Origin of the sequence: Nostoc sp. CALU 1950 (genome assembly GCF_051172895.1) — a bacterium.
Lineage (GTDB): Bacteria > Cyanobacteriota > Cyanobacteriia > Cyanobacteriales > Nostocaceae > Nostoc > Nostoc edaphicum_A.
In genome coordinates this window covers 1-26,229 of the sequence record NZ_JBDNJQ010000063.1, presented here as the reverse complement: position 1 = coordinate 26,229, position 26,229 = coordinate 1, and the positions used below count along the sequence as shown (strand labels likewise).

Genomic DNA, 26,229 nt, shown 5'->3' with positions numbered 1-26,229 from the left:
CCAATTTTGGATATTTGCAACCATGAAAAAGAATACTAAATTGTCAGGAAATACCCCAGAACGTTCTTCTTATTTCCTACCGATAGCTTCCTTCACTTTCTCGGTTGCTATGTTCTTAGTGGTAGGTCGCGCTGTGGCTAACAACGCCGTTCTGCGTTCCATATTTTCCTGCCAAGCACAAGGCTTAGGGGGAGTAATACCGACGATTGATGTTTCGTATCAGCAAGGAACAAACTTAAGCTTTATTACAGCTGGAGAAGTGATTAAAAAAGTTTGGTTAAACGATCCATCACAGGTAACTATGGATTTTGATGGGCCGGTATGTATGCAATTTGGCCCAAAACCTAATACTAGTGCTGGAGATTGTAAAAACTCCGCAGCGAATGTAATTCAACTCAGACGAATTAAGAAACTCAACATTCCAGGACTTCCAAATACTAGCAATACACTTTTAACAGTTATTACCGAAGGGCAAGGTAAAAACAAGTTGTATACTTTTCGAGTGATATATGGAACAGATAGCCCTGGATATCATACTTTAGCAGTTTTTCCCGATTCTTCTGGTCAAGAAACTTCTTGTATAAGAGGTTCACATTGACACTCCCCTGGCTAAAGCCGAAGGGATTCTAGGCTCAACCTAGTTACTTGCTCTACCAGGTTTTCACCAAGCAGAGTAGAGGTTACTAGTCCCCTAGCGTTACTTTGGACGTGCCCCGTCCTAGCTTTTGCAAGATTCAAAATATTAATCGCTGCATTTTCATCCCTATGCAAACTACATCCACAGTTACAGACATGGGTGCGAGTTGATAGAGACTTTTTTACAATCACACCACAATTACTGCACTTTTGTGATGTGTAATGTGGTGCTACAGCAACCGCTAGCTTGCCAAATTTACCAGCAAAATACTCAATCCATTGCCTAAACAAATACCAGCTAGCGTCAGCAATTGACTTAGCCAAACAATGGTTTCTGAGTAGATTACGCACTTGTAGGTTTTCATAGGCTACTAAGTCGTTAGACTTGCACACGTTACGCGCAATTCTCTTTGCGTGTTCATTCCGTTGCCTATTTATTCTCAAGTGCTTTCTGGCAAATATACCTCTAGCTTTTTTACGTCCTGATGAACCCTTTTTCTTTTTGTAAATACGTCTTTGAGAGTGTTTAACGGATTTCTCGGCTTTCCTCAAAAACTTTGGATTAGCTTCTTGATATCGCTAACCATGCTCTCTCGGCTGATGATTGTACAGCCATAGAGTTTAAGTTAGCCACAAATTTAAATTCGTTGCGTAGTTCTGTTGAATACTTGTTCAAAGCAAACCTATCAATTTTCGCTTCTTTTGGCGCGTCCATCCAATATCTCAAACACTTATTTCTAATGAATTGAGTAGTTTTGATAGCTTCCTCAATTGCTAAATATTGTAGTTGTTTGGCTTTAACTTTATACTCTATAACTAGCAACTTGACTCACCCCTTTGTTTTGCCTATACTATACTTAGCATGGGTGAATGTTCTAAATATGTCAACAGCTAAAGGCCAAAAAAGAGTTAAGAATACACCAGTTTTGTATGATGAACCAAAAAAGAAAAGAGGTGTCATGCTCACAGATACAGCTTGGCATTCTGTGCAAGAGTTAGCAGCAAAAAATAATGTTAGCGCTAGCGAATATTTGGAAGAAATGATTAGAAAATATTGCGTCACGAAGGCGTAAACGCCTTCTGGCGGCTTTCATCACGCAGCCTGAAGTACGGAATACGGCGCGGTGCGCCTGTTCCTCAAGGGTTTTCAGCCTGCCTTCCTTATAAACTTCTGGCAAAATTACTCAATGCAACCACTAAAGTTTCCCCTCTACAAAAAGCGCTGATGCCTATCTATGTCTGCATTAGAGCTTTTCCAGGGAGTAGTGATTGTTGTATTTCAACAGGCCATACTCAGAATTCTCCGACTTGCAGCGCCGAAGTCTCTTAAGAATGTGCGCTCCGGGATTGGGGAAGAAATTCTTTTAAAGTATCTCATAGAGAAGTATTAAGATTTGGTTGGGATCTGAATCCTCATTCAAATCTTCCCAATCCCCAATCCCCAATCCCCAGTCCCTAGTTCAATCAATTAAAAAACGCCATAACTTAACCATACTGGCTTACTCAGGCGTTTCCAGCTTCTATACTTTATAAATCTTCAGATAAAAACTAACCACAAATCTCAAATTTGTGTGAATATAAAGAAAAGCTTAAGAGGTTACAGACTCATGGTAACTGCAAAAATGATGCAACAGCTTTGGGCTGTAATCGAGTCTACCCAGGTTAGCACTCTGCTCCAATTTGACGATGCTGCTTTAGTACAATTGCTACTCCAGCAGTTGAAAGCTAAACAGGGGCTTGATGCTCAGGCAGATGGCACCCTCAATACTTATATAAAATCTAAACTGCCCCTAATTCGCGATACGGCTGAAGGTCGATTATCTTTAGGGCAAGGCGGCAATCATTAGTACGAGAAATCAAGTGATTGCTCACTGCCAAGCATACGCTCAAAGTTCAAACAGTGCAATATTATGAATCACTGGCTAGTAATTGCCCTAGTAGCTTATCTAATTGGAGCAGCGATTGAAGGGGTGAGTACAGCCAGTCAGCTATCTCATTCAATGCCAGAACTAGCTAAAAGCACACAAGCTCAACCTTCAGAGTCTACCACTGGGTCTAGTTCGAGTTGGCGAGTTGTGGCCGCCATCGCCTCAGTAAGTATTTGTGGAGCTTTTTTGTGGCCTTGCCGCCTTTTCCACCGTTTAATTAAAGGCAAAGTTAATTCGTAAACTAAACCCCCGGATAAAGCACAGGGGTAAAAACATATCTATTTGTGGTTGGACAATCATACAGTTTGTTCTGGTTCTGTCGCTACATTTTGCCCAATTTTTGGCTCAGTACCAGCAAGCAGCCGTTCGATATTAGTGCGATGGCGCAAAATCACATATAGTCCACCGGCAATTCCAAACAGAATATAGGGTAAGGGTTGATGCAAAAGTACCATGAGAATGGAAACTGCGATCGCACCTACAATTGAACTCAAAGAGACAATCCTTGATATAGCGACAACGACGGCAAACACACCCGCTGTTGCTAAACCTACCTGCCAACTCATTGCTAATAAAATCCCTAAGCTAATAGCAACAGATTTACCACCAGTAAAGCCCAAAAAAATTGATTTACTATGCCCCAGGATGGCAGCTAACCCAACTAAAGTTACTATCCACGGTTGCCACAGATTTACATCTACCGTTGGGGGGATATAATTTTGACTAGAGGCAAAATTGAACAACCAGTATACTAGAGCGATCGCTAATACTCCCTTCAAAGAATCAAGTACTAAAACGAATGCTCCTGGCCCTTTTCCCAAGGTTCTTAATACATTAGTTGCGCCAGTGGAACCTGAACCAACTTCCCGAATATCAATACCTTTTAACTGCTTCACAGCAATGTAGCCAGTGGGAAAAGAACCCAGCAGGTAAGCTATGACTACAATTGTCCCGCATAGAGTTAACCAAATAGCCATAATAAAATTCAAAATTCAAAATTTAAGAAAGTCAAGAGGTATTACTCTTGACCAATGACTAACGACTCTCAGGAGTGCTGAGTGCTGAATCTCACTTTTTACCCAGAACTAGGAACTAGGAACTGGCTCAACGCCCCGCTACCCCTAACAGAACTGTTTTGCACAATACCGAATGACCAATGACAAATGACAAATGACCAATTAAAAGTCATCATCATAGTTTCTCACTGTTTTGGGGTCAGGGGCAAATGCTAACCACAAGGGAAATTGCAGCAATGACAAACTGATTTGTTCCTCTGAATCATCAATGATAATTAAGGGAATTTGATTGGCTTTCGTCAATCTGTCTGCTTTTTGAGCGAGAGCATCTGATGCCTCGAATAATACCACACCCCGGTCTGGGCCGAAATCTGGGCGACCAATTCCCAGACAGTCTTGTAAGCCGCGCCGCCATTCACCTAATCGCTCCGGTGTATTAGCTAAGACTAAAGTACGGACGCGATCGCCATACAGCTTGTGTAATATCGAAATCGCAGATGAAGCAATTAGGATATTCTGCAAGCGGCTACCCATTGTCCGCAAACCACCCCGTCCCCCTTGGGTAAAAAACCAGTTAGAAACTCGTTCAGCGTGGATTGGTTCAAAAGTACGGCGTAGTTGCCACGGTGGGCCGTAATAATCCGGTTTATTGCGGTATTGGTCAATTAGGCGGCGAATTTGCTTTGTAGTATCTTGAAATTGCTGTTGGGCAAATTGGGGTATTCCAGGTTGAGCTTCAACTGGTTTTGCCTCTTTTACGGGTGGTTTTTCTCGTTCCACCACACTTGGCGTCAGTTGCAACTGCTCGGCGGCAACGGCTAAATCCTGTAAGCTACCCGTGAGATAGTCTTTAAAACCCTGCACCCGAATTGCCAAGTCTTGGGATGTACCAGCAAAAGTGGTTCGCATCTCGTTGCGGATACGTTCTTGACGGCGTTCTAGTTGTTCTACAGAAATTTGCAGGGTTTGTTTGCGTTGTTCTAACTGCAACAGCGACTCTTGTACAAGTCGTCCCAGTGAGGTTTGAGTTTCACTCACCTGTGCCTTAAGGCTTTCGTAAGAAGCTTGCAGCTTGGCTATTTCTTCTTTGAGAGCAGCTTCAGCGCTCTGCAACTCTGCCACTCGCTGCTCTGCTTCGGCATATAATGATTGATTTCCTGATCCTATTTCAGACCCCAGTACGACATTTTCCGCTTCTAACTGCGCTACAAACTCGCCATTTGAATTTTCTGTTAGCTCTACTGTAGAATCTACCACTTCTGCATTGGAAATAATTGGCTCAGAAGTTGTGTAGTCCTCTGAGGAGCTAATGGCTCCTGTTTCTAACACTGACTCAACAGATGGATTTACTGGATTTTCAACTGCCTTGTTCTCTTCTTGTTTTTCTGCCAACCGCTCATCAATTGGTTCTGGGGTTTGAGATGCCTCTGGGTTCATAAACAATAGTGTAATTCCTATGACGCGAATAAATAGCTTTCAGAAATATTACAATTGACCTGCCATAAAAGTCCTGAGTGATGAGTGCTGAGTTATGAGTTTAGAGCAAAACGACTCAGCACAGATGGTACTCAGCACTAAATACGCGGACAACGTTGTTCTAAACAACTTTTCAGGGTGTTGGGATCAAATAAAATCGGCAAAAAGTGAATACTTTTAATTTCTTTAAAGTAAAACAGAATGGGGACTCCATTCCAGAAGATCCGCCAGTTTTGCCATTCCTGGTAGGGAAACCGCCGAATTAATTTTTCGCCTCTGTAAATATCTAAATTGGTGACGGTAAATTGCAAACGCAGCGTTAACGCCTGAAACATGAGAAACAAACCAAACAGTGTGAAAACTAAGCCTACCCACGGTTGTACCAACAGTAGTGGAATAGCGGCAATCACCAAGACTATCGGTATATTGTAACTAGGCTTGAGTTCCACAGTTGATGTGGAGCTAGGAGCGAATGAACTGGTCACAGTCTTAAATCCTGCTTTATTTAGTAGGAGGCATCTATCCTATTTTAGGAGGCAGGAGGCAGGAGTTAGGAATGAGGAGTTTTAACTAATAACTCTTAACTCCTAACTGATTAGTTTTATAAGCCTAAGAATGCACTGCCAGTCCCCTGAAACATTAACCAAGAAAGAAAAAAGTTGCTAACAAATATAATTAACAAGGCAGTCACAACAGCAGTTGTAGTTGACTGTCCTACACCTTTGGCACCTCCTGTTGTTGTCAACCCCCAGCTGCAACCGATTACGGCGATTAAAATGCCAAAGCAACACGCCTTAATCATGGCGCTAAAAATATCCCAGATTCCAAGAAAGCTACGGGCTGAGTCTAAAAATACCGTATCAGACAGGTTGTAGATATTTGTCGCAATTATTAATCCTCCGAACATCCCTGTTACCAAAGACAGGAGGGTTAAAATTGGTAGCATTAAACAGCAAGCAAGAACGCGGGGGATAACCAGGTAATCGATTGGATCTGTTCTTAACATCAACATGGCATCGATTTGTTCTGAGACTCGCATGGTACCAATTTCTGCTGCAAAGGCAGAACCGACTCGTCCCGCCAAAACCACTGCTGTCAACACAGGAGCGAGTTCTCGTGTCAACGCTACAGAAAGCACTCCGCCGATAATGTTTCCTGCACCAAAGTTGATAAATTCCCGTGCCACCTGAATGGTAAACACAGCGCCAACGAAAATAGCCGTCAACAGGGCAATAAATAGGGAATCTGGCCCAACTGCTGCCATTTGTTCTAAGGTGTTGCGCCGATGGATTTTGCCCCTCAATAGGTGAACTAGTACTTGCCCACCCAGAAAAATCGCCGCCAGCAGCCGCTGACTCCATTCCCCTAAACTGGATTTGGATGTAGTCTGGTTCAATGTTCTGTAGCTAACTCGGTAACTGCCTTAAGAATAGCGGAAGTCATGGGGAATGGGGAATGGGGAATGGGGAATGGGGAATGGGGAATGGGGAATGGGGCAGAGGGGCAGAGGGGAAAATTCTTCTCCCTTGCTCCCTTGCTCCCTGCTCCCTTGCTCCCTTGCTCCCCTACTCCCCTGCTTCTTCACCACTCCCTGGATAAGGCGAAACATTAACTTAGATTAAAGATGCTCTCAGAAAATAAAGTTGTTATTAAACGTGCTACAAAGCAATAAATAGGTGCTAACCTTGGCTAGAATCTTGATTTTGCAAGGTTTTTTCAGATTTCAGTCATTTTTTATATCCCCAGCATGTGCTGTAACTGGTAGCCGCTTCTTTTAATGAAAACTTAAGATTCTTGACAGATTGTCTGCTTCGGAGCGATCGCACGTATTGTAGAAATTGACAAACCGCTATCTAGCTCTTGTCATCTCTACTCACGGAGTTTGTCTTAAATGACTATTTTCACTAACTTTCTCCGCTCTCTACTACTGACGATCATTTTTAGTTTTGTCGCTCCCATGTTCTTCGTTGGCGGTGGATTGCTGTTTCTATCGCTCATCGGTCACTTCCCTGGCTTACAAGAGTTAACAGAGGCGATCGCTACTGAGATTATGCATTTTCTTGCCACCTTTGGCAGTGGAACTCCCCTACGCGGATTAGTTGTAATTAGCTTGACCTGTACTTTTGTCGGCGCACTGTTTGATATGTACGTTTATTATCGGTATCAAATATTACGAATAGATTAAGAAATAGTGAAAATAGCTTTTTAAAGCGCTCATGGGCTGTAGAAGATAGGAAAAAGTGATATTTCCAACAGTGAAAGTACTACTGGTCTTAACCTAAATAGAGATTAGTGTTGCTGAGTGAAATTTTATGAATTAAATTGAGTGCCAAATTTATTGATGAAATATTTATTAATCATTAGTTATTAGTTATTAATTACTAACAACTAGTATGGGTGTTTGACCGTAGTAAATTAATTTTCAAAAATTTCAAAAGTTATAATACCAAGGGTTTTGAAATTTTGAATTCCGCAAAAAAGCTAAAATAGTCTGTACTAATTCATCACGTTGGACGCTAAACTAGAGTTTAGCATTTTGTGTTAGCTACAATCTTTAAGGACTTGATTAGCATTCATCGAGAATATCAAAATAAAACTCACTGAAAAATATAAAAATTTCCTTAAAATTATGATGAACACAATCCCTGCTCATGTTTCTTAACAGAGAAAAACAGGGCGTCTGACCGTTGGGCATCTTATATTGAATTTATTACGAGGTATGTTGACAGCTCATGATTTGGCCGTTTAAGCCCAAGTTTAGAAAACAAATTGCGCGGATTGAAATTACTGGTGCGATCGCCGGTGCTACTCGCAAACGCGTCCTAGAAGCCCTGAAAACTGTAGAAGAAAAAAAGTTTCCGGCATTATTGCTCCGGATCGATAGCCCTGGCGGTACAGTCGGAGATTCCCAAGAAATCTACAGCGCCCTGAAGCGTTTGCGCGAAAAAATCAAAATCGTCGCTAGCTTTGGGAATATCTCGGCATCTGGAGGAGTCTACATCGGCGTGGGAGCCGAATACATAGTAGCTAATCCAGGTACGATTACGGGTAGTATCGGTGTGATTCTGCGTGGAAATAACTTGGAACGCTTGCTAGAAAAAATCGGTGTTTCCTTCAAGGTAATTAAGTCTGGGCCTTACAAAGACATATTGTCTTTCGATCGGCAACTGACTCAACCAGAAGAAAACATCCTGCAAGAGTTGATTGACACAAGTTATCAGCAGTTTGTCCAAACGGTAGCAGATGGCCGTTCTTTAACAGTAGAAGCTGTGAAAAGTTTCGCCGATGGCCGGATTTTTACTGGACAGCAAGCCCTAGAGTTGGGTGTTGTAGACCGCCTGGGCACAGAAGAAGATGCCCGCCGCTGGACAGCAGAACTAGTCGGACTTGATCCAGAAAAAACTCTCTGCTATACCCTAGAAGAACGTAAACCCTTATTGAGTCGTCTTCTACCAGGGAGTCGTCAGTTTTCATCAGGAATTGGGGCTGGTATTGATTGGCTCGAATTTGAAATGTCTACTAGTGGTTTACCGTTGTGGTTATATCGACCCTAATATGAGTTAGGAGTTATGAGTGAGAAGTTGAGAGTTTTAACTCCTAACTCCTAACTCCTAACTCCTAACTCCTAACTTTTATGTTTTAAGGAGGATTTTGGCGTGGACTGGCAAATGCGGGCTATTCGCGGAGCAACAACCGCTTCAGAAAATACTGTTGAGGTAATGCGAGAGGTGGTGACAGAACTATTAGATGAACTGGAAAACCGGAATCAATTCCAGCCCAGAGATATTATTAGTGTCACTTTCTCAGTGACACGCGACTTGGATGCTATTTTCCCAGCTGCGATCGCCAGAGCGCGTCCTGGTTGGGATAATGTGGCCATGTTGGATGTGCAGCAAATGCACGTTGAAGGTAGCTTGCAGCGCTGCATTCGGTTCTTAATCCACGCCTATCTGCCAGCCTCCGCCTCGGTTCATCATATTTATTTACGCAACGCCGCCAGCTTGCGTCCCGACTGGAGTTTGCCCCAGACTTTACAAGCATCACAGTCAGCAGTGAAGTCAAAAGTGTAAATTATTTAAGAAAATTCAGTAAAAAACTACAAAATTAGCTACTGATGTTAATTTTTGAAGGTAGTTTGCAATGAATCATGAAAAACAACTCACTGCAATGCTTGTTCCGTTCTATTTAGGGGAGCAAAGAGATTCAGAAGGTCGCATGATTCAAGATATTTGGACTTGGAATTTTGAAGAATTAGAGTGTGCCCACGATTACATTCAGTGGTTGTTTCCTTTGCCTGAGCCAAGTGCATTCAATCCTAATGCACCTATCATTGATGAGAATGTAATTCAAGCATTTCAAAGCAACCTACACATACGCCAAAATTTGCTGCGCTCCTTGACAGTTATGCTTCAGTTTTATGGGTTGCAACGCCACGAAAATAATGACGGAAACATAGTTGTCAGCCAGTCAGAAGACTATCCGAATCGTAAACGCGAATGGGTCTGTATGTTTGACCACAATTATCTTCGTATCACTCGCATATTAAAGTGCTTAATGACATTTGGATTAGAGAATGAAGCCCAAGCATTTTACGAATGTTTGCGGCAAATATACCATGAAGATAGTGACCAGATTGGAGGTGAAACGTTTCAGTATTGGACAATTGCAGTCAAACCCAATGCGACAATGTAACAATCTCATTGGATGCCGATGTGATTGAGATGCTTGGTTGAAACTGAGAGCCTGATAGACTTAAGGATATCAGTTGGCGATCGCTTTGGGAGGTTATTTTTATATAGCGATCCGATTTCATTTATGAAATTATTTGCCTAGTAAGGCAATAGGCAACCGTCAAGAAGCCTCTTTGAGTTATACTGAATTTTTTAAACAATCAAATATGAGTCCTATAGATTAAAATTTATGTAGGAGGTAAGCTATATGTTAAAAACAATTCAAGGAATTTATAAAAACGGCAAAATTGAATTAGCTGAAACACCAGAAGGTATCACTGAAAGTTTAGTATTTGTCACCTTCCTAGAAACTAAACCCAGCCAATGGCCAGAAATAATCATGCAATATTCAGGTATAAAAGAAAGTATTATCTTTGAATCATATCGAGAGGAACTAATACCACCGAACGAAATAGAATTTTAATTATCTATGGGTTATCTACTGGATACTTGCGTAATTAGTGATTTTGTCAAAGGAGAAGAAAACACCCTCAAGCGAATAAAGTTAATCTCTCCTACTGAAATTTTTGTTTCATCTCTAACAGTTATGGAGGTGAAATATGGATTAGCTATAAACCCACAACGCGCTGTTAAAATCCAATCAATTATTGAAATATTATTAAGTTCAATTACAATTTTACCTTTTGATTCAAAAGAAGCAGAACAAGCAGCCTACATCAGAAGCTTTCTTAAATTAGCTGGTTCACCTATTGGTGCTTATGATGTACTTATAGCAGCCAGCGCAGTAATCAATAATCATATTGTGGTGACATCTAATGTCCGAGAATTTCAAAGAGTACCTAACTTGCAAATCGAAAATTGGCGTTCTGTGTGAATAGCTGACTCCTCCCAAATGCAAAGCTTAAAGCTTCCATAACAAGATGTTGTATTTGCTTCTATATTAAAGTATCTGTTCAGCAAGCTAACTTTGTTTAATCTACTCAGATACATTAGTATTTTTCTCATTACCACCTGTTTGCTATTTGCTTGTCATACTTTATCACCGACCGAATTCAAACGCCCTCCCTTGAAAGTGCAATTTGCATCTTTTATTGGAGAGTATCCAGGCATCATTGCTCAAGAAAAAGGATTCTTCAAAGCCCAAGGTGTAGATGTTGAACTAACTTATAAACGATACACCCAATTGGAAAGAGCAAATTTCAGTGCGGGTAAGTATGATGGTATTACAGCGTCCTTGGGAAGTTTTATTATCTTGAGTGCCACAAATCCTGATATACAAGGCGTGCTGGTTATAGATGAATCAACAGGAGCAGATGTAGTAGTCGCCCAACCACAAATAAAAACTGTCGCTGACTTGCAAGGGAAAAAGCTAGGTGCAAATCTAGGCGGTTTTAGCGAACTTTTCGTGACTGAGATGTTGAAAAGTTCCAACTTCACCAGCGATGATGTGAAATTGGTTAAATTAGAGGCTTTAGAAATTCCTCAAGGCCTGAAAAATAATGTTATTCAAGCCGGACACACTTGGCAACCCCATCTTTCTGAAGCTATTAAATCAGGGGGACATATCCTATTTACCAGCAAACAAACCCCTGGCTTGATTTTAGATATGATTATCTTTCGCAATGATACAATCCGCGATCGCCCCGAAGATGTTCGTGCATTTGTGCGAGGATGGCTGCAAGCTGCGATCTACTGGAAAGCAAATGTTCAAGAAGGAAACGCGATCGTCAGCAAAGCCTTAAAAATTCCTAGCAATACACTCTCTCTGGAGGGAGTAAACCTAACTGATTTAGCTGAAAATCAAAAATTGTTTCAATCTAGCAACCCTAATTCCATCTACAAAACTGCCAAGATATATGCAGACTTTTTTATTCGCTCTGGAAACGTGACGCGCATTCCTGAGCTAGAAAGTTTGTTCAATTCTTCCTTCTTGAACCCTCCCTTCTAGTTTAAAGCCATGCAGCAGACTTTTTTGGGCAGCATTCGGACAAAGTTGATCGCCTCGTTTCTGATTGTTGCTTTGATTCCTTTGCTGTTATTGGCATTTATCAACAAACAGACAACTGAAAAAGCACTAACTGACAACGCCCGACAAGCCCTATCTGCGGCGGCTAAGGAAACCACTAACAGAATAGATGCCTTTATTGATGGAAATCTCAATGCCGTGCGCGTAGAGGCGATTCTACCAGGTTTGGCACGCTATCTCAGCCTAAATCCAAAACAGCGAGATGACAGCCCCGAAATGCAATTGGCAATAGAAACATTAATCCGTCTCAGTCGCAAAGACATGCTCAATATTCTCTCATACTCTTTGCTCGACTTAAACGGTAAAAATGTATTGGATACACAGACATCGAACATTGGCAAAGATGAATCGGTTCACAATTATTTCAAAAAACCACTAGAAACTGGGTTATCCTTTGTTTCTAGCATGATGCGATCGCCAAACATTCCTGACCTTGTTACTCTCTTTTTTAGCAGTCCGGTTCGGAATTCCAAGGGAGATATATTAGGTGTATTGCGTGTTTCATATAATGCTACTGTTATTCAGCAGTTAGTAACTCGACAAACTGAACGGGCTGGGGCAAAATCTTTTGCTATTCTTTTAGATGAAAATAACATTTATTTGGCACATAGCACTGCACCAAAACTACTTTTTAAATCAATTGTGCCTCTGCCTTTGGATGTTGTAACTCAATTACAAAAGAAAGGGCGTTTGCTTAATTATCCTGTTAAGGAATTGGCAACTAATGAGTCAAAACTGAAGCAAGCATTAGATAATAAACAGCCATATTTAATTACTTCTTTATCAGCAACAGGCGATCGGGTTAATCTGATTGCGATCGCTCGTTTAAAATATAAACCTTGGTCTGTGTTGTTTGCACAACCCCTTGCTATTGCCCTAGCACCTGTAGAAAAGCAAATTCGTCACGCAATGTTTTTATTTGCAATTATCGCTTCAGTAGTGACAATCATTGCTTTTGCTATTGGGCAACTGCTAACAAAACCAATAATTTACCTTACGAATATAGTTTTCCAATTTACCGCAGGTAACTTAGATATCCGCGCCAAAATTAGCTCAAAAGACGAAATAGGTCAACTGGCGAAATCGTTTAACAACATGGCACTTCAGTTACAAACATCTTTGGAAACTTTGGAACAACGGGTACAAGAGAGAACAGCAGAGTTAGTAATTGCTAAAGAAACAGTAGAAGATGCAAATCATAAACTAGAACAACTGGTAAATCTAGATGGTTTGACTCAGGTAGCTAACCGTCGCTGTTTCAATGTACGACTGCAAGCAGAATGGAAACGCCTTGCAAGAGAACAACAACCCCTGTCACTGATTTTATTCGATGTTGATAAATTCAAATCTTACAACGACTGCTATGGTCATCTTGAAGGCGATTATTGTCTAATCAGAATAGCGCAAACAGTGCAACAAATAGTTAATCGTCCTGGTGATCTAGTAGCACGTTATGGAGGAGAAGAATTTTCAGTACTCCTTCCCAATACTGATTTAGCAGGAGCAATCAAAGTAACACAAAATATTCAGCAAGCAATTTATGCTCAGTCCATTCCCCATGCACAGTCTGATGTCAAGGATATCGTCACAGTTAGTTTGGGTATTACTTCTGTCATACCCATTTGCGACATTAAACCAGATACACTCATCGCTTCAGCCGATAAAGCACTGTACAATGCCAAACAAAAGGGGCGCGATCGCTATTGTATAGGATATTGAGAACTTGGTTTGGGTAGACGTGAGCATTTTTCCAGCGATCGCGCTCCGCAAAGAGAAAATGGAATATATACTGAGATTTCCAAGACAACCAAAGCTAGAATCAGAAGGTAGTCTGTCGCAGACAAGCTAACTATATGACATCCACATCACGTGTTGTTCATAGCGACCCCAATATATTGGGAGGAACCCCTGTTTTTATTGGTACTCGTGTGCCGATAAAAACCTTGCTTGATTATCTAGAAGCGGGTGACTCACTGGATGAGTTTTTAGATCACTTTCCCAGTGTCAGCCGTGAGCAAGCGATCGCCGCTCTAGAATTAGCAAAGGAAATGCTGACCGCCTATGCGACTTCTGCTTGATGAGTGTGTTCCACGACCCTTAAGGCGTGAACTCACTGATTATGAGGTACGCACAGTTGTGGAAATGGGATGGTCAGGCAAAAAGAATGGTGAACTGTTGCAACTGATGATCCAGGAGAGTTTCACGGTTCTCCTGACAACAGACCAAAACTTACGATATCAGCAAAACTTGCAACAGGCTGGAGTTGCGGTCGTTGTTCTGGTGGCATCTAGTAATCGCCTACCTGATTTGCTTCCATTGATACCCAGTGTTCGCAGTGTCTTAGCAACAATCGCTCCGGGTGTGGTTGTTGAAATCGGGGATTTTTGACGTGAGCTTCATACAACAACTCTATTCTTTTTGGTGATGAAACCGAATTCCTAAAAAGATGTCATAAACAAACTCAAAAAAGTCCTTTTTCTGCAACAATCCTGAAGTTTGATAACAGCCTTTTTCATCTAAAAGGGGCTTCATAACATAGTATGCAGGTTGGTAATTATACCAAGGAATCGAAGGCCACAAATGATGAATTAAGTGGTAATTCTGTCCCATAATCAGGATATTGAGAACTTGGTTTGGGTAGACGCGAGCATTTTTCCAGCGATCGCGCTCCGCAAAAGGACGATGAGGCAAATAGTCAAAAAATAATCCCAGCGCTATCCCCACCACAAAAGCCGGTATAAACCAAAAATTCAGAATGTAACCCAAAAAGTTGTACTGCACTGAGATATAAACAATTACACCAACAATTAAGCGGCTGATGAACCATTCCCATAGCTCATATTTACGCCACAGTCGCCGTTGAAAGAAGAATACCTCATGGTACAAAAATCGCACTGCAATCAACCATAACGGGCCACCAGTAGAGACATAATGATCTGGGTCGTCTTTAGGATGGTTGACATGACCATGATGCTGTAAATGCACCCGCGTAAATACTGGAAAAGCAAAAGCTAGCATCAACGCACTGCCATGCCCTAACATCGCATTCATCACCCGGTTGCGATGGGCTGATTGGTGACAGGCATCATGAATTACAGTTCCAGCACAATGCAAGGCAAGGGTGTTAACGCTAAAGCACAGCCAGTGCGGCCATTCCCAAAGCCAGTAACCAAAGTTAGATAACACCAGCATTGCTACAGCTACCAAAAAGAGCAGTAGCGTGGGATTAAAATCACCAGGAGGCGCTAAAAATTCCTTGGGTGGGATTGTCAGTGGCTTTTGTGCCTCCGATGTGATCATTTCTAACATTGACTCCTTCTTAATCAAACATTACGAATATACGATAAATATTAGGGAACAATAAAGTTTTGTAACTTTTTGTATAGCAATATTTATCCACAGCTTTGCATATCAGTAGATGAATAACGCTATGATTCCAGACAAGAACTAATCTTTACTGATAAGTGGGGTATGACAATTGGCAAAAAGTTGATGGGATAAACTCTTTCGTTGGGAGGATGGATACAAGATTGATGTACTATATCTAGTCTATCCCACAGCCCCCACTCTCCCATAAACCCTCTCTAACTGTTTATATCTTATTGATATAGCAGTGACTGAAAAGGAGATGCCACTTAAGTTACGATGACTTCCCAGATAGCTCCCTAACTTCAGCCCCTATGCAATTAAGAGATTCTCTGCGCCGGACAAAAATTGTCGCTACTATTGGCCCCGCCACTAGCAGTCCTGAAATGCTCAAGGCAATTATTGAAGCGGGAGCCACGACGCTGCGGCTAAACTTCTCCCACGGAACTCATGCCGACCATCAGCGTAGTATTCGCTTAATTCGGCAAACCGCTTTTGAATTAAATCAGCCAGTGGCTATTCTTCAAGACTTGCAGGGCCCAAAAATTCGCTTGGGGAAGTTTGACAACGGGTCTATAGTTTTGGCAAAAGGCGATCGCTTCACCTTGACAAATCGTCCAGTTGTAGGTACTCAAGAAATTAGCTGCGTCACCTACGATTATTTAGCCGAAGAAGTCCCAGTTGGCGCAAAAATTCTCCTCGATGATGGACGAGTAGAAATGGTTGTAGAGGAGATTAACCGGGACAAAGGTGATTTGCATTGTCGGATCACTGTGCCTGGTAAACTTTCTAACAACAAAGGCGTAAACTTTCCTGGCGTTTACCTGTCAATTAAGGCAATGACCGACAAAGACCGAGAGGATCTGATGTTTGGTCTAGATCAAGGTGTCGATTGGGTGGCACTTTCCTTTGTCCGCAATCCGCAGGACATGATCGAAATTAAAGAACTAATTTCCAGTACAGGTAAGCAAGTGCCAGTAGTGGCCAAAATTGAAAAGCACGAAGCAATCGAACAAATGGAGGCGATTCTGGCTTTGTGTGATGGCGTAATGGTTGCCAGAGGCGACTTAGGGGTGGAATTACCCGCAGAAGATGTTCCCGTACTTCAAAAGCGGTTAATTGCCACAGCAAATCGCTTGGGGATTCCCATCATCACCGCTACTCAGATGTTAGATAGCATGGTGAGCAATCCCCGTCCCACCCGCGCTGAAGTGTCGGATGTGGCAAATGCGATTTTAGACGGCACGGACGCGGTGATGCTCTCCAACGAAACCGCCGTGGGTAGCTTCCCTGTAGAAGCAGTGGCGACGATGGCACGAATTGCCGAACGTATGGAGCAGGAAGAATCCCAACACTTAAACTTACGTTCTGTCAGAGATGCCCGGCGCTCCATTCCTAATGCGATTAGTCAAGCTGTCGGTCAAATTGCCGAACAACTAGGCGCAGCAGCAATCATGACCCTAACGCAAACTGGGGCAACAGCTCGTAATGTCTCTAAGTTCCGTCCCCAAACACCGATCTTAGCAGTGACACCCCATGTGAATGTGGCGCGGCAGTTACAGATGGTGTGGGGAGTAAAACCGCTGTTAGTACTAGGATTACCTTCGACTGGTCAGACATTTCAAGCTGCGATCAACGTAGCTCAGGAGTTGAAGTTATTGTCTGAGGGAGATTTAGTAGTAATGACCGCTGGTACACTCCAGGGAATTTCCGGCTCCACAGATTTGATTAAGGTAGAGGTGGTGACGGCGGTATTAGGTCACGGAATTGGACTGGGACAAGGTTCAGTGAGTGGTCGCGCACGGGTGGCGAATACTGGCATGGATGTTAGTAACTTTAATCCCGGCGACATATTGGTTGCACCCCGCACTAGTGCCGATTTTGTCGAGGCAATTCGGAAAGCTGGTGGGATTATTACGGAAGATGAAAGTCTCACAAGTCATGCAGCAGTAATTGGCTTACGTCTTGGTGTACCAGTGATTGTCGGCGTGAAGGAGGCAACCCAGGCGATTCGGGATGGGGCAATCATAACGCTGGATCTACAACGGGGTTTGATTTACTCTGGGGCGGTGAGAACGTCTTAGATTGGGGACTGGGGACTGGGGACTGGGGACTGGGAGCAAGGAGGGAAATAACCAATACCCAATGCCCCATGCCCCATGCCCTTTATTAAACAGTTGTGATCGCAACCCCAAGCCATCCAGCAAAGTTTTGCTGCTGTCTGGAGTCAGGATGCTCAACAGGTTTTACCTGATAGCGAGTGGGATGTGGTGACGCCAGGGTGATGGAATAGGTACGCAGTTCGTCTTGGTGGAAAACTGCTACTTGAATGGTATCGTTCGGTTGGTAATCTTTCAGGCGATCGCTTAAGCTATTCCCCGTTACTTTAATCCCATCAATTGCTAGCAACTCATCACCCGCATCAATTCCCCCTACTTGTGCAGGTGAACCAGTCTCCACAAACTTAATCATCTCCCGCCCATTCTCTGTATTTATTCTCACGCCCAAGTAAGGTTCTTCTTGTTGTTCAGCTACTAACTGCAAACCAAAGGGTTCTAAGTACTCGTTCAAGGGCAAATCGTCAGTGCCATCAATGTAGCGTTTAAAGAAATCAGTCAAATCAATTCCGGCAACAGATTCTATAACTTCCTGCAACTCTTCTGGGGTATAGCCAATTTCATCTTTCCCAAATTGCTGCCACATTTTTAGCATCACGTCATCGAGGGAGCGCTGATTGCCGTGAGTAGAGCGAATCAGTAAATCCAGCAATAACGATACCATTTCTCCTTTTAAATAATAGGAAATTTGGGAATTACCGCTATTGGCATCCGGGCGATAGAGTTTTATCCAGGCATCAAAACTCGACTCGGAAACGGGTTGTACCTTGCGCCCCGGTGTTGTTTGATATCTGGTAATTTCCTTACCCAAGTTATTCAAATACGACTTAACATCATAAATTCCTGCCCGTAAAGGAATTAACAAATCATAGTAACTAGTAGTACCTTCACAAAACCACAATGATGGTGTGTAGTTTTCTTGGTCGTAATCAAAGACCTCTAATGCTTTTGGGCGAATTCGCTTGACATTCCACAAGTGAAAGAACTCGTGTGCAACTAATTGGATAAAGCGATCATATTTTTCCTGAGTGCGAAATCCAAAACGTTGGTAAATCAAGGAGCAAGAGTTTTTATGCTCCAAACCGCCAAAAGCTTGGCTAAATAAATGTAGCAGAAACACATATCGTTGATATGGCAAACCGCCAAACATCTGCGCTTCTACCTGGATAATTTTCTGGATATCAGCAATCAACTGCTGAACTTGATAATTACCTTTCCCCCAGATTGCCAGTTCATGGGGTTTTCCCAATACCTCAAATTTATACAATTGGTGGCTACCAATCTCAAAGGGAGTATCAACCAAAGTATCAAAATCCCCAGCCAAGAAACTATTTGTTTCCTCAGCAACAGATGGTAGAGCAGTAGTTACTTGCCATTCTGGGCGTGGTGGTATGATGGTGACGCGAATGGGTTCCTTGTCCCAGCCCGGTATTCTAAAAAATATTGCCGCACCGTTGAAATAACCGTGGGTAGCATCTAGGTGATTTGTCCGTACCGATAACTCATTGGCAAAAATGCGGTAACGTACAGTTAATTCTGAAACACCCGTTTTGTCTATCTGCCAGTGATTTTTACTGATCTTCCGCCAAGGTAAAGGCTTCTCCTCTGCAAAAGCATCAAAATCCTGTAAGTTTTTGGCGTATTCCCGGACTAAATAGGAACCTGGTGTCCACACCGGTAGTTTTAAATCGAGAATCGGCGAGGGATAATCTACAAGGCGTAAAGTCACCTCAAACAGATGGGTTTCTGGTTGGGACATTCCCACCAGGTAATGAATCGTTGGCTCGATTTCTTGGATGTAGGTGTTGGGGCGAGTTGCTGTTGCTTCAGTCATCTTGTGTGCTGAGGTAATAGTAGATGAGTAATTTTTCCCATAATGACAAATTTACCTTTTAATTTTTGACTTTTATTTGCTGCGGCTGGTAGTCAGAACCAAGTTTATAAGAAAATATGCTGAAAACCCCGAAGTGAACCCCTCAAAACTTTTGGGTTTTGAGGGGTGAACGTCTTTTAAGTCGGGGATAAAAGCGAATCAAGGCGTTTACGCCTCAGTAGTTTCATAATATAGTTTATGCAACAGGTAAGGGTAATCAACCTGTCTAAAAAGCAGTTTGCTAACTGTTTACAGGTGAGTGACTGCGATCGCTCCACTACCTGCTGCCTCATCAATCAACTATAGCTCTGTGCCCACATCTGCGATCGCTCTCATGCTTTCTATCCTTACATCTTTGGGGCTAAGGCGATCAAATTTTGCCAGCCAAGTTCATCAACTGTTTGAAGTTCACAAGATAAGTGATGTTGTTGGCGCTATCAATTTTGATCCACCCTTTTTCATGCAGCTTTTCCATGATTTTGGTGGTTTCTTCAACGCCGATTTCTGTCACCTCTGCTAAATCTTTAAAGGGAATGTTAAAAATTTCTCTTCCTAAGTCTGATTCCTGACCATAACTTTCGCCTAAACTCACTAGGGTATGGGCGAGTTTGACTGCTGGTGGTGAAGACCGCATTTGTAAGCGTAGGTTAATTTGCCGCAATCGCCGCACCATCAGTTGCAACATCCGGTGATGTAACTGCGGGTCTTTAAACAATATTTGAATAAAACGCTCTCTGGAGATACTAAGCAATTTCACGGATGAAAGAGCAATGACATCAGTTGAACGTGGAGATTCATCCAAAATTGCCATTTCTCCAAAAAAATCACCACGCCCAAAAATTGCCAGAGCTACTGAATCTTCCCCGACGGTACGCCGGACTTTGACCCAACCAGAAACCACAAAGTAAACGGCGTTACCCCAGGCATCTTCCATCACAACGGCTCGCCCAGATGGGTATTCATGTTCAATTGCAACGTTGAGTAGCCATTCCAAAGTCTGTGGATTGGCTGTACTCATTAAGGGGAAAAGTTCACTAAAAACCTCAGTTAGCATGAAATATTTGCAACAAATGGATTTAAGAGTGGGAAACTAACTTTGCTACTATAAGTTTGTTTAAACCGTAATCTTACTCAGAATACGATCGCAAAATTTGTATTTATTGAAGATGAATCTCTAAGGTTGATCGGTCTAGAGTTCGATTACAACATAACAATTATGTATGTGATCGAAATCAGCGGTTTCACTGACAGACTTATGATTTGCTGTTTGTTGGTGGATTGCTATCTAGCGCCAGTATTTTGATCTGTTGGTCTAAATTTTTGACTAGTTGATTCAGGGTAACTAAAGCCTCTAATTGCTGAGAATCAAGGCTGGGATTCAGTAAAAGCCTTTCTTGTAGTTCATGTAACTTTAAGCTTAGTTGCTGAGAAATTCCTAAAGCATCGCGGCCTATACGCGTCAATTGTTGTTGTTGATAGAACTTTAATGCTGCTCCTCGTAACACTTGTAGTGTCGCCTCTTCGCCGTAGATTCCCGGCATGACTCGCAAGCGCAATAATAAGCGGTTTTTTTGATATACGTATTCTTTCTCTACCTGTTTTGGTTCTGCAACTGTGGTGACAGGCAGGGAAGCAAACCGCTTTAATTCATTCAGTACTCCTTGAAAAACCGAGAGCGGCAGTTTGTCTAATACAGACTGTAAAACTCCATTATCACTCCACAGTATTCTGCCTTCGTAAGCTTGTCTTTCTAAATACAGCCGACCAATTCCCCCAGCCAGGATTCGCCCTAGTAATTCTTCTAGTAATTTCTTAGGTGGTAGTGTTGTTAGCACCTCAATCGGACTAAGTAGTTCGGGAACTTGCGTGGGCAAAATGGGTAAATTGTTTGATGCAGCTTCAGAATTCTCGCTCTCAATAGGGGTCGAGAACGTTGTAGTTTGAGATAATTGGTCTAGCTCTGGAGTGGGCGGCAAGTCTACGCGCTGCCCAGAATGTTGACGCTTTTGTGTCTGAAACACCATCAATATTGGTTGTTGATTTGATTCCGAGTCGGCATCTAGAAAAGGAACAGGTGTGTCAGCAACGGTCGCTGGGCTATTTGTTGAAGGAGAGTCCGCTGTTGGCTGATGTATTTGTTGGGCATCTAGCTGAGATGTATTCTTATGGTTGAGGTAGGTTGACAGTATTCTCCGGTGAGCGTCGGCTGCGATCGCCTCAATCACCATTGTGCAATTGATACAAGACAAAATGCGACCAACGTAATCTAGCGCCTCACTGTCTTGTGGATGAACCATACCTAGCAAGAGGTTTTTGTCTTCTAATCCAAAGGGCAAAATCTGGTGGTAGAGGCAAGCTTCAAAGGACAAAAGACTATCAATCAGTTGGAATATCTGCTCGCGATCGCCTTCTTCCTCCCACTTAAATTGTGTAGCGGTTAGCACCTGGGACTCATTTACTGTAGTATCTGTTAGTTCGCCCTCTGAAGACAACATAGGTTTGATTGCTTGGTGTTTATGTATATAATATTTTGCCTCTAATTCAGTAGGTAGTTAATAAAGATACTTTGTTCGATTGTTAAAATTTCAATTATATATACCTAAGTAGACGTAAGTAGAATATGAATTTTAGATTATAGACTGTGGATAATACTGAGGATTAGGGCATGGGGTATGGGGCATTAGTTATTTCTCCCTCACCTCACTTATCTCCCTTATCCCCACTCCCACTACAGGTTACTCTTGGGTTCTTAAAGCTTGGGCTGCAAGATAGATTTTTGTCCATTCACCTAACACTTGATGAGTTTTGAGTTTTAACTGTTGAGCTATTGTTTCTATTGAATTACCCGCTTTCCGCAAGTCTAGAATTTGCCGCCCTAGAGGAGTCAATTTTTCATCAAGTTGCTGCCATTGGTTTTGTGTTAATCCCAAGTTATGTTCTTGCAAGGAAATTGAGAGCCAGTTATCTACGAGTTCTGGTTTACCTTTGAGGGCAAAAACACGCACAGCATGGTAACTAATTTTTTCTCGCAGACGATAAACTTCTTTAGTCTGTTTATTTAGTCTCCGGGCGATATCTTCTTGGGACTTACCTTGCAGATACAGTCGTAGCCATTCCACTGCGTCTGTTCCCAGATTTTCTTGTAAATAATTTTCAAATTCTTTTTGTACTGACTGGCGCAGCGCTTGTTGTTCTTCTAGTTGTTGTGCTTCTTGATATTCTGCGATCGCCTGACTATCAACTAAGTTAACCCGATTATCATTATCATCTGTGAGAATTTCTTCTGACACGAGTCTAACCAAGTCACGGCCAGGTACTTGGGTTAAGCCACCGCGCTGAGTGCGACGTAAATAATTCACAAATCGATAAGCTAATAGGGGTTGATTGCGGACTGGCCGCAAACAATATTCTTCTAAACTGGCAAATAGCAGAGCATCCCCCAATCGCCTATCGGTTGTATATTTGCCAATATCAGCCATTTGCTGTTGCATCTGGCTATCGCTTTGCAATAATTCTTGGAGTACTTCTTGTAACACATCTATCACACTGCGCTGGCGATCGCGGCTGAGAGAAACCCAAGTCTGAATCTTATTGCGTAATGTTACTAAACTCCCTAATCGCGTGATCAAGTTGCGATAAGCACGTTCTCGCCCCAGCCCCAAGTAGCGTTGACGTAAAATCCTCCAGCGATATTCCATCGCTTGCTTGGCGATATCGAGTTCTTTCGGATTAAACAGATCAAACCGTTTTGAGTCAGATCCCAATAGCCAGAGAATAATGCTTTCTCTAGTAGCTTCATTTTGGTCTGGACATTCCACAGCCAATCGCTTTTGCCAATCTATAGCCAGTTTTTCTATATCCATTTTCATAGTGAGATTGCATTCCTCGAAACTCAATTTTGAAGTTTGCATCACAACCCCCATTTGTCCCACCTAATTGTTTAACTGGCAGCTGCCCCGTATTTCATGAGTTTCATGAAAATAGCTCAGTGATTCTACTTTTATTACGTCTTAATTCACTCAAATTATGCAGAAACTTTCTACATTGATGTTTTGCTTTTACTTAAGAATGCCCTAAACCTTTGCATATCAAGCATTTGGACTAATTATGCTAATTTTAAATTTTCGTAAAGTTATGTTTTTAACTTAGAACAGAAATTTGCCTAGAGTGGTGAGGATACACCTTTGCACTAGATTGATCGGGGAAATCTGACATTTTGTAACATATACGAGGAACGAATCTAATTTAACTCAATGTCAGACGTTATTTCACCCGTATAAGTTTCAACACTCTATAATCCTTTACTTAGTTAAATACTTAGTTCAATTTCAATATGCTTGATGTTAATGAGATTTTACCTCGGAAGATTCCCTAACTCCTGTGATAAATTGGCTTAATTCCTTGCTTTTTAAGGAATATCAAGCCTTAACTGAATTGTATTAAGTTAATTTTTATGATATTTTTCGATTTTATTAAGTGTATATACGGTAATTAGCGTTTAAGATGATGTTTTAAAAGTAATTGGATAGATTCTTGGATAAATAGTATCACTGTAGTGTGGAATCAGCCCCAGTATGCTATGTAGCGATGTCTACAACGGGCTACGCCTACACTATTCTGGATAGTAGAAATTAATAGGCAAATTTATCTTTTTTTAAACTAGCTTTACTCACAACTACGCCTCTAACATTGGCAAGTTATTCTTAACAATGAATAGTCAACAGTCAATATTGATTTTGACTATTGACTCTGACTGTTGCTTTCCCTCTGCTTCAAAATTTAACTTATGCAAAATCTAAAAACAGAAAGAATGCATTCCCCTAAAGTTTTGATAGTCAGAAGCTTGACAAGAAACTTCTCTTTAAATTCATTTATGGAGATTCTTCGTTTTAAATTTTGAATTCCCCCACAGGATGTTGAATCTATCGATTGTTTGATCTAACAATGGGATTTTCTACAGATTCTCGATACCCTTGGACTTGTTCTGTGTAACCAATTGGCAGAACAGCTTCAACGTTTTCATGGGGACGAGCAATAATTACCCAGGATTCAAGCGTACCGCCAAAAACATTTTCTGCGGCTTCAACACCGGCAGCCATAGCGGCTTTTACTTCAGAAACATCGCCACGAATATTAACTGTAAAGCGAGCGCTACCTACTCTGATATAACCAACGAGGGTGACTCGACCAGCTTTGACCATAGCATCTGCTGCTGCTAGCACCGCAGGAAAACCTTTAGTTTCGAGTGCTCCAACTGCCTGTAATGACATTATTAATCTCCTGTATGAATAAACGATATGGGGGCTACAAGTTAATTGTACGAAGCTTCGCTACAGATTTTGATAGCAAAATTGCTTAGAACATGCGGAAAGGTTCTGATTCTTCAGTGAAATGGATTGGTAATATGGTTTCCACATTTTCCGGGGGATTAGGAACAACGTAGTAGGTAATTACTGTACCAACCTTGACTTGCTCACCAGCTACGATTCCGGCTTCAACAGCTCTATTTACTTCCGAAACGTGTCCCCGGACGGCAACTAACAAGCGAGCACTTTCCGCTTGACCATAATACACAATTGTGACTGCGGCAGCTTTGACCATTGCATCTGCTGCTGCTAAGACACTAGGAAAACCTAAAGTTTCAATTACGCCAACCGCCATTGGCATGGCATTAGCTCCTGGATTAAGGGATAAGCGATTTTAATTGTACGTGGCTTTAGTCCCCATTTTGACATTTTGGAAAATTTTCTTTGATGCCATAATTTTTGGAGGGAGTGGGGAGTGGGGGGAGTTAGAATATTTTGATAGCCGCTGGTTGATGTTTTATGTATTACAACTAATACTTCAGCACGTTAGCTTGTGTAATTTTGTTGTTTAACAAAATCAGCTATATGTGGAAGCAAGCTAGTACGATAAACTGAAATTTATGTTTCCGAATTTTCTTCCTACAGCAGTTGGGCAACTCACAGAACCAGCCTCGATCGCACTAGCTCAGAGTATTCAAACTGCTGCGATCGCTACTCCTTTAACTAATCAAGCAATTACCACAACTTTTGTCAAGCAAGGGAGTGGTGGCACTCCGATTTTATTAATTCACGGCTTTGACAGTTCTGTATTAGAATTTCGGCGGCTTTTGCCACTACTTTCAAAAGATAATGAAACGTGGGCAGTGGATTTGTTGGGTTTTGGATTTACAGATAGACTCTCAGGAATTACCTATAGCCCAACTGCGATTAAAACCCATCTTTATTATTTCTGGAAAAGTCTGATTAACCAACCTGTAATTTTGGTGGGTGCTTCGATGGGGGGTGCGACAGCGATTGATTTTACGCTGACTTACCCGGAAGTAGTAAAAAAGCTGGTGTTAATTGATAGTGCGGGGTTGGCGGGTGGTTCACCATTGAGTAAATTTATGTTTCCCCCGTTGGATTATTTAGCAACTCAGTTTTTGAGTAATCTGAAGGTGCGCGATCGCGTTTCTCGCATTGGATATAAAAATCAAAGTCTTGCTTCTATCGATGCATTATCTTGTGGGGCATTGCACTTACAAATGCCGAGTTGGCATCAAGCTCTGATTTCTTTCACTAAAAGTGGTGGTTACAGTGCTTTTAGAGTTGAAACAATATCACAAATTTTGCAATCAACGCTAATTTTGTGGGGCGATTCCGATAAAATTTTGGGTACTGGGGATGCCATGAAATTTAAAATGGCAATTCCACATAGTACTCTTACCTGGATTCAAAATTGTGGTCATCTTCCACACCTGGAACAACCACAAATTACGGCGCACCATATTTTAGACTTTCGAGTTTAAATCGGTTAAGGTTTTTTGCGATCAAATCATCACAAAGACGCGATAAATTACAAAGATAAATTACAAAGACGCGATAAATCGCCGTCTCTACAATAATTAGTCTTTCGTTTTGACGGCGATTTATTGGGTATTGAAAAACCAATCATTTACACCAATAACCCAAGGCATATTGTCCTATAGTAGGCATCATACCGATCACCTGTGAGTTTGTATAGAAAAAGGGGCTTAAGCTAGGCTGTTGACTTTGTGCATTTTTCGGGAATTTTTGGGAAAATTATTCGTGTTA

Annotated in this window: 26 protein-coding genes and 2 pseudogenes; 16 read left to right on the top strand and 12 right to left on the bottom strand. The window is 41.9% G+C overall.

Annotated elements, in window-relative coordinates; translation table 11 throughout:
- The first annotated feature begins 22 nt into the window (after positions 1 to 22).
- Complete coding sequence (locus tag ABF638_RS18185; protein ID WP_435024381.1) at positions 23 to 598, top strand: hypothetical protein; 576 nt, start codon at positions 23 to 25, stop codon at positions 596 to 598.
- A gap of 11 nt (positions 599 to 609) precedes the next feature.
- On the opposite strand, the pseudogene ABF638_RS18180 reads toward ABF638_RS18185, so the two are convergent.
- Positions 610 to 1,459 (bottom strand): annotated as a pseudogene (locus tag ABF638_RS18180) (RNA-guided endonuclease InsQ/TnpB family protein).
- A gap of 58 nt (positions 1,460 to 1,517) precedes the next feature.
- On the opposite strand from ABF638_RS18180, the gene ABF638_RS18175 reads away from it, so the two are divergent.
- From ABF638_RS18175 to ABF638_RS18165, 3 genes are all read left to right on the top strand, one after another.
- Complete coding sequence (locus ABF638_RS18175; protein ID WP_435024379.1) at positions 1,518 to 1,709, top strand: hypothetical protein; 192 nt, start codon at positions 1,518 to 1,520, stop codon at positions 1,707 to 1,709.
- Between the two features lie 534 nt (positions 1,710 to 2,243).
- Complete coding sequence (locus ABF638_RS18170) at positions 2,244 to 2,483, top strand: hypothetical protein (protein WP_435024377.1); 240 nt, start codon at positions 2,244 to 2,246, stop codon at positions 2,481 to 2,483.
- Between the two features lie 63 nt (positions 2,484 to 2,546).
- Positions 2,547 to 2,804: a hypothetical protein gene (locus ABF638_RS18165; protein WP_435024375.1), complete on the top strand. Its 258-nt coding sequence runs from the start codon at positions 2,547 to 2,549 to the stop codon at positions 2,802 to 2,804.
- 56 nt (positions 2,805 to 2,860) lie between these two features.
- Here ABF638_RS18165 and plsY read toward each other — a convergent pair whose 3' ends face one another.
- From plsY to ABF638_RS18145, 4 genes are all read right to left on the bottom strand, one after another.
- On the bottom strand, positions 2,861 to 3,541 hold the full coding sequence (plsY, locus tag ABF638_RS18160; protein WP_181930419.1) for a glycerol-3-phosphate 1-O-acyltransferase PlsY: 681 nt from the start codon (positions 3,539 to 3,541) through the stop codon (positions 2,861 to 2,863).
- Between the two features lie 201 nt (positions 3,542 to 3,742).
- Positions 3,743 to 5,017 (bottom strand): DUF3086 domain-containing protein, encoded by a 1,275-nt coding sequence (locus tag ABF638_RS18155; RefSeq protein WP_435024373.1) that lies wholly within the window; start codon positions 5,015 to 5,017, stop codon positions 3,743 to 3,745.
- 137 nt (positions 5,018 to 5,154) lie between these two features.
- On the bottom strand, positions 5,155 to 5,541 hold the full coding sequence (locus tag ABF638_RS18150; protein WP_181930421.1) for a DUF3119 family protein: 387 nt from the start codon (positions 5,539 to 5,541) through the stop codon (positions 5,155 to 5,157).
- Positions 5,542 to 5,657: 116 nt separating this feature from the next.
- A complete protein-coding gene (locus ABF638_RS18145; RefSeq protein ID WP_181930422.1) occupies positions 5,658 to 6,452 on the bottom strand; it encodes an MlaE family lipid ABC transporter permease subunit in 795 nt (264 codons plus the stop codon).
- A gap of 495 nt (positions 6,453 to 6,947) precedes the next feature.
- Between ABF638_RS18145 and ABF638_RS18140 the strand changes: the two genes are divergently transcribed.
- From ABF638_RS18140 to ABF638_RS18095, 10 genes are all read left to right on the top strand, one after another.
- Positions 6,948 to 7,241, top strand: coding sequence for a hypothetical protein (locus tag ABF638_RS18140; protein ID WP_435024370.1), 294 nt, complete (start codon positions 6,948 to 6,950; stop codon positions 7,239 to 7,241).
- Positions 7,242 to 7,788: 547 nt separating this feature from the next.
- On the top strand, positions 7,789 to 8,610 hold the full coding sequence (gene sppA / locus ABF638_RS18135) for a signal peptide peptidase SppA (protein WP_420758403.1): 822 nt from the start codon (positions 7,789 to 7,791) through the stop codon (positions 8,608 to 8,610).
- A gap of 102 nt (positions 8,611 to 8,712) precedes the next feature.
- Positions 8,713 to 9,126, top strand: coding sequence for a chorismate mutase (gene aroH, locus ABF638_RS18130; RefSeq protein WP_435024368.1), 414 nt, complete (start codon positions 8,713 to 8,715; stop codon positions 9,124 to 9,126).
- Between the two features lie 70 nt (positions 9,127 to 9,196).
- Entirely contained in the window at positions 9,197 to 9,748 is a 552-nt protein-coding gene (locus ABF638_RS18125) for an opioid growth factor receptor-related protein (protein WP_435024366.1), read from the top strand.
- Positions 9,749 to 9,994: 246 nt separating this feature from the next.
- Positions 9,995 to 10,210, top strand: coding sequence for a hypothetical protein (locus ABF638_RS18120; protein WP_435024364.1), 216 nt, complete (start codon positions 9,995 to 9,997; stop codon positions 10,208 to 10,210).
- A gap of 6 nt (positions 10,211 to 10,216) precedes the next feature.
- Entirely contained in the window at positions 10,217 to 10,621 is a 405-nt protein-coding gene (locus ABF638_RS18115; protein ID WP_435024362.1) for a type II toxin-antitoxin system VapC family toxin, read from the top strand.
- A 93-nt stretch (positions 10,622 to 10,714) separates the two neighbouring features.
- Positions 10,715 to 11,695 (top strand): ABC transporter substrate-binding protein, encoded by a 981-nt coding sequence (locus ABF638_RS18110; protein ID WP_435024360.1) that lies wholly within the window; start codon positions 10,715 to 10,717, stop codon positions 11,693 to 11,695.
- A gap of 9 nt (positions 11,696 to 11,704) precedes the next feature.
- Entirely contained in the window at positions 11,705 to 13,492 is a 1,788-nt protein-coding gene (locus tag ABF638_RS18105) for a sensor domain-containing diguanylate cyclase (RefSeq protein WP_435024358.1), read from the top strand.
- Between the two features lie 134 nt (positions 13,493 to 13,626).
- Positions 13,627 to 13,851 carry a DUF433 domain-containing protein gene (locus ABF638_RS18100; RefSeq protein ID WP_435024356.1) on the top strand — a complete coding sequence of 75 codons (225 nt, stop codon included), beginning with the start codon at positions 13,627 to 13,629 and terminating at the stop codon, positions 13,849 to 13,851.
- Positions 13,835 to 14,161 (top strand): DUF5615 family PIN-like protein, encoded by a 327-nt coding sequence (locus tag ABF638_RS18095; protein WP_435024353.1) that lies wholly within the window; start codon positions 13,835 to 13,837, stop codon positions 14,159 to 14,161. Before ABF638_RS18100 ends, ABF638_RS18095 begins: the two co-directional genes overlap by 17 nt.
- A 21-nt stretch (positions 14,162 to 14,182) precedes the next feature.
- Here ABF638_RS18095 and crtR read toward each other — a convergent pair whose 3' ends face one another.
- Complete coding sequence (crtR, locus tag ABF638_RS18090; protein WP_069069165.1) at positions 14,183 to 15,073, bottom strand: beta-carotene hydroxylase; 891 nt, start codon at positions 15,071 to 15,073, stop codon at positions 14,183 to 14,185.
- Between the two features lie 380 nt (positions 15,074 to 15,453).
- On the opposite strand from crtR, the gene pyk reads away from it, so the two are divergent.
- Positions 15,454 to 17,223: a pyruvate kinase gene (gene pyk / locus ABF638_RS18085; protein ID WP_435024351.1), complete on the top strand. Its 1,770-nt coding sequence runs from the start codon at positions 15,454 to 15,456 to the stop codon at positions 17,221 to 17,223.
- Between the two features lie 85 nt (positions 17,224 to 17,308).
- On the opposite strand, the gene ABF638_RS18080 is transcribed toward pyk, so the two are convergent.
- From ABF638_RS18080 to ABF638_RS18055, 6 genes and pseudogenes are all read right to left on the bottom strand, one after another.
- Positions 17,309 to 19,090: a M61 family metallopeptidase gene (locus ABF638_RS18080; RefSeq protein ID WP_435024349.1), complete on the bottom strand. Its 1,782-nt coding sequence runs from the start codon at positions 19,088 to 19,090 to the stop codon at positions 17,309 to 17,311.
- A gap of 409 nt (positions 19,091 to 19,499) precedes the next feature.
- Positions 19,500 to 20,183 (bottom strand): Crp/Fnr family transcriptional regulator, encoded by a 684-nt coding sequence (locus ABF638_RS18075; RefSeq protein WP_435024347.1) that lies wholly within the window; start codon positions 20,181 to 20,183, stop codon positions 19,500 to 19,502.
- Between the two features lie 1,234 nt (positions 20,184 to 21,417).
- A pseudogene (locus ABF638_RS18070) lies at positions 21,418 to 21,624 on the bottom strand (pilus assembly protein PilB); the annotation flags it as partial.
- A 240-nt stretch (positions 21,625 to 21,864) separates the two neighbouring features.
- Complete coding sequence (locus ABF638_RS18065; protein ID WP_435024345.1) at positions 21,865 to 23,052, bottom strand: HetZ-related protein 2; 1,188 nt, start codon at positions 23,050 to 23,052, stop codon at positions 21,865 to 21,867.
- 999 nt (positions 23,053 to 24,051) lie between these two features.
- A complete protein-coding gene (locus ABF638_RS18060; RefSeq protein ID WP_069069149.1) occupies positions 24,052 to 24,399 on the bottom strand; it encodes a carbon dioxide-concentrating mechanism protein CcmK in 348 nt (115 codons plus the stop codon).
- Between the two features lie 85 nt (positions 24,400 to 24,484).
- Positions 24,485 to 24,796 carry a BMC domain-containing protein gene (locus tag ABF638_RS18055; protein ID WP_069069150.1) on the bottom strand — a complete coding sequence of 104 codons (312 nt, stop codon included), beginning with the start codon at positions 24,794 to 24,796 and terminating at the stop codon, positions 24,485 to 24,487.
- 259 nt (positions 24,797 to 25,055) lie between these two features.
- Between ABF638_RS18055 and ABF638_RS18050 the strand changes: the two genes are divergently transcribed.
- Positions 25,056 to 25,943: an alpha/beta fold hydrolase gene (locus tag ABF638_RS18050; RefSeq protein ID WP_435024343.1), complete on the top strand. Its 888-nt coding sequence runs from the start codon at positions 25,056 to 25,058 to the stop codon at positions 25,941 to 25,943.
- Positions 25,944 to 26,229 lie beyond the last annotated feature (286 nt).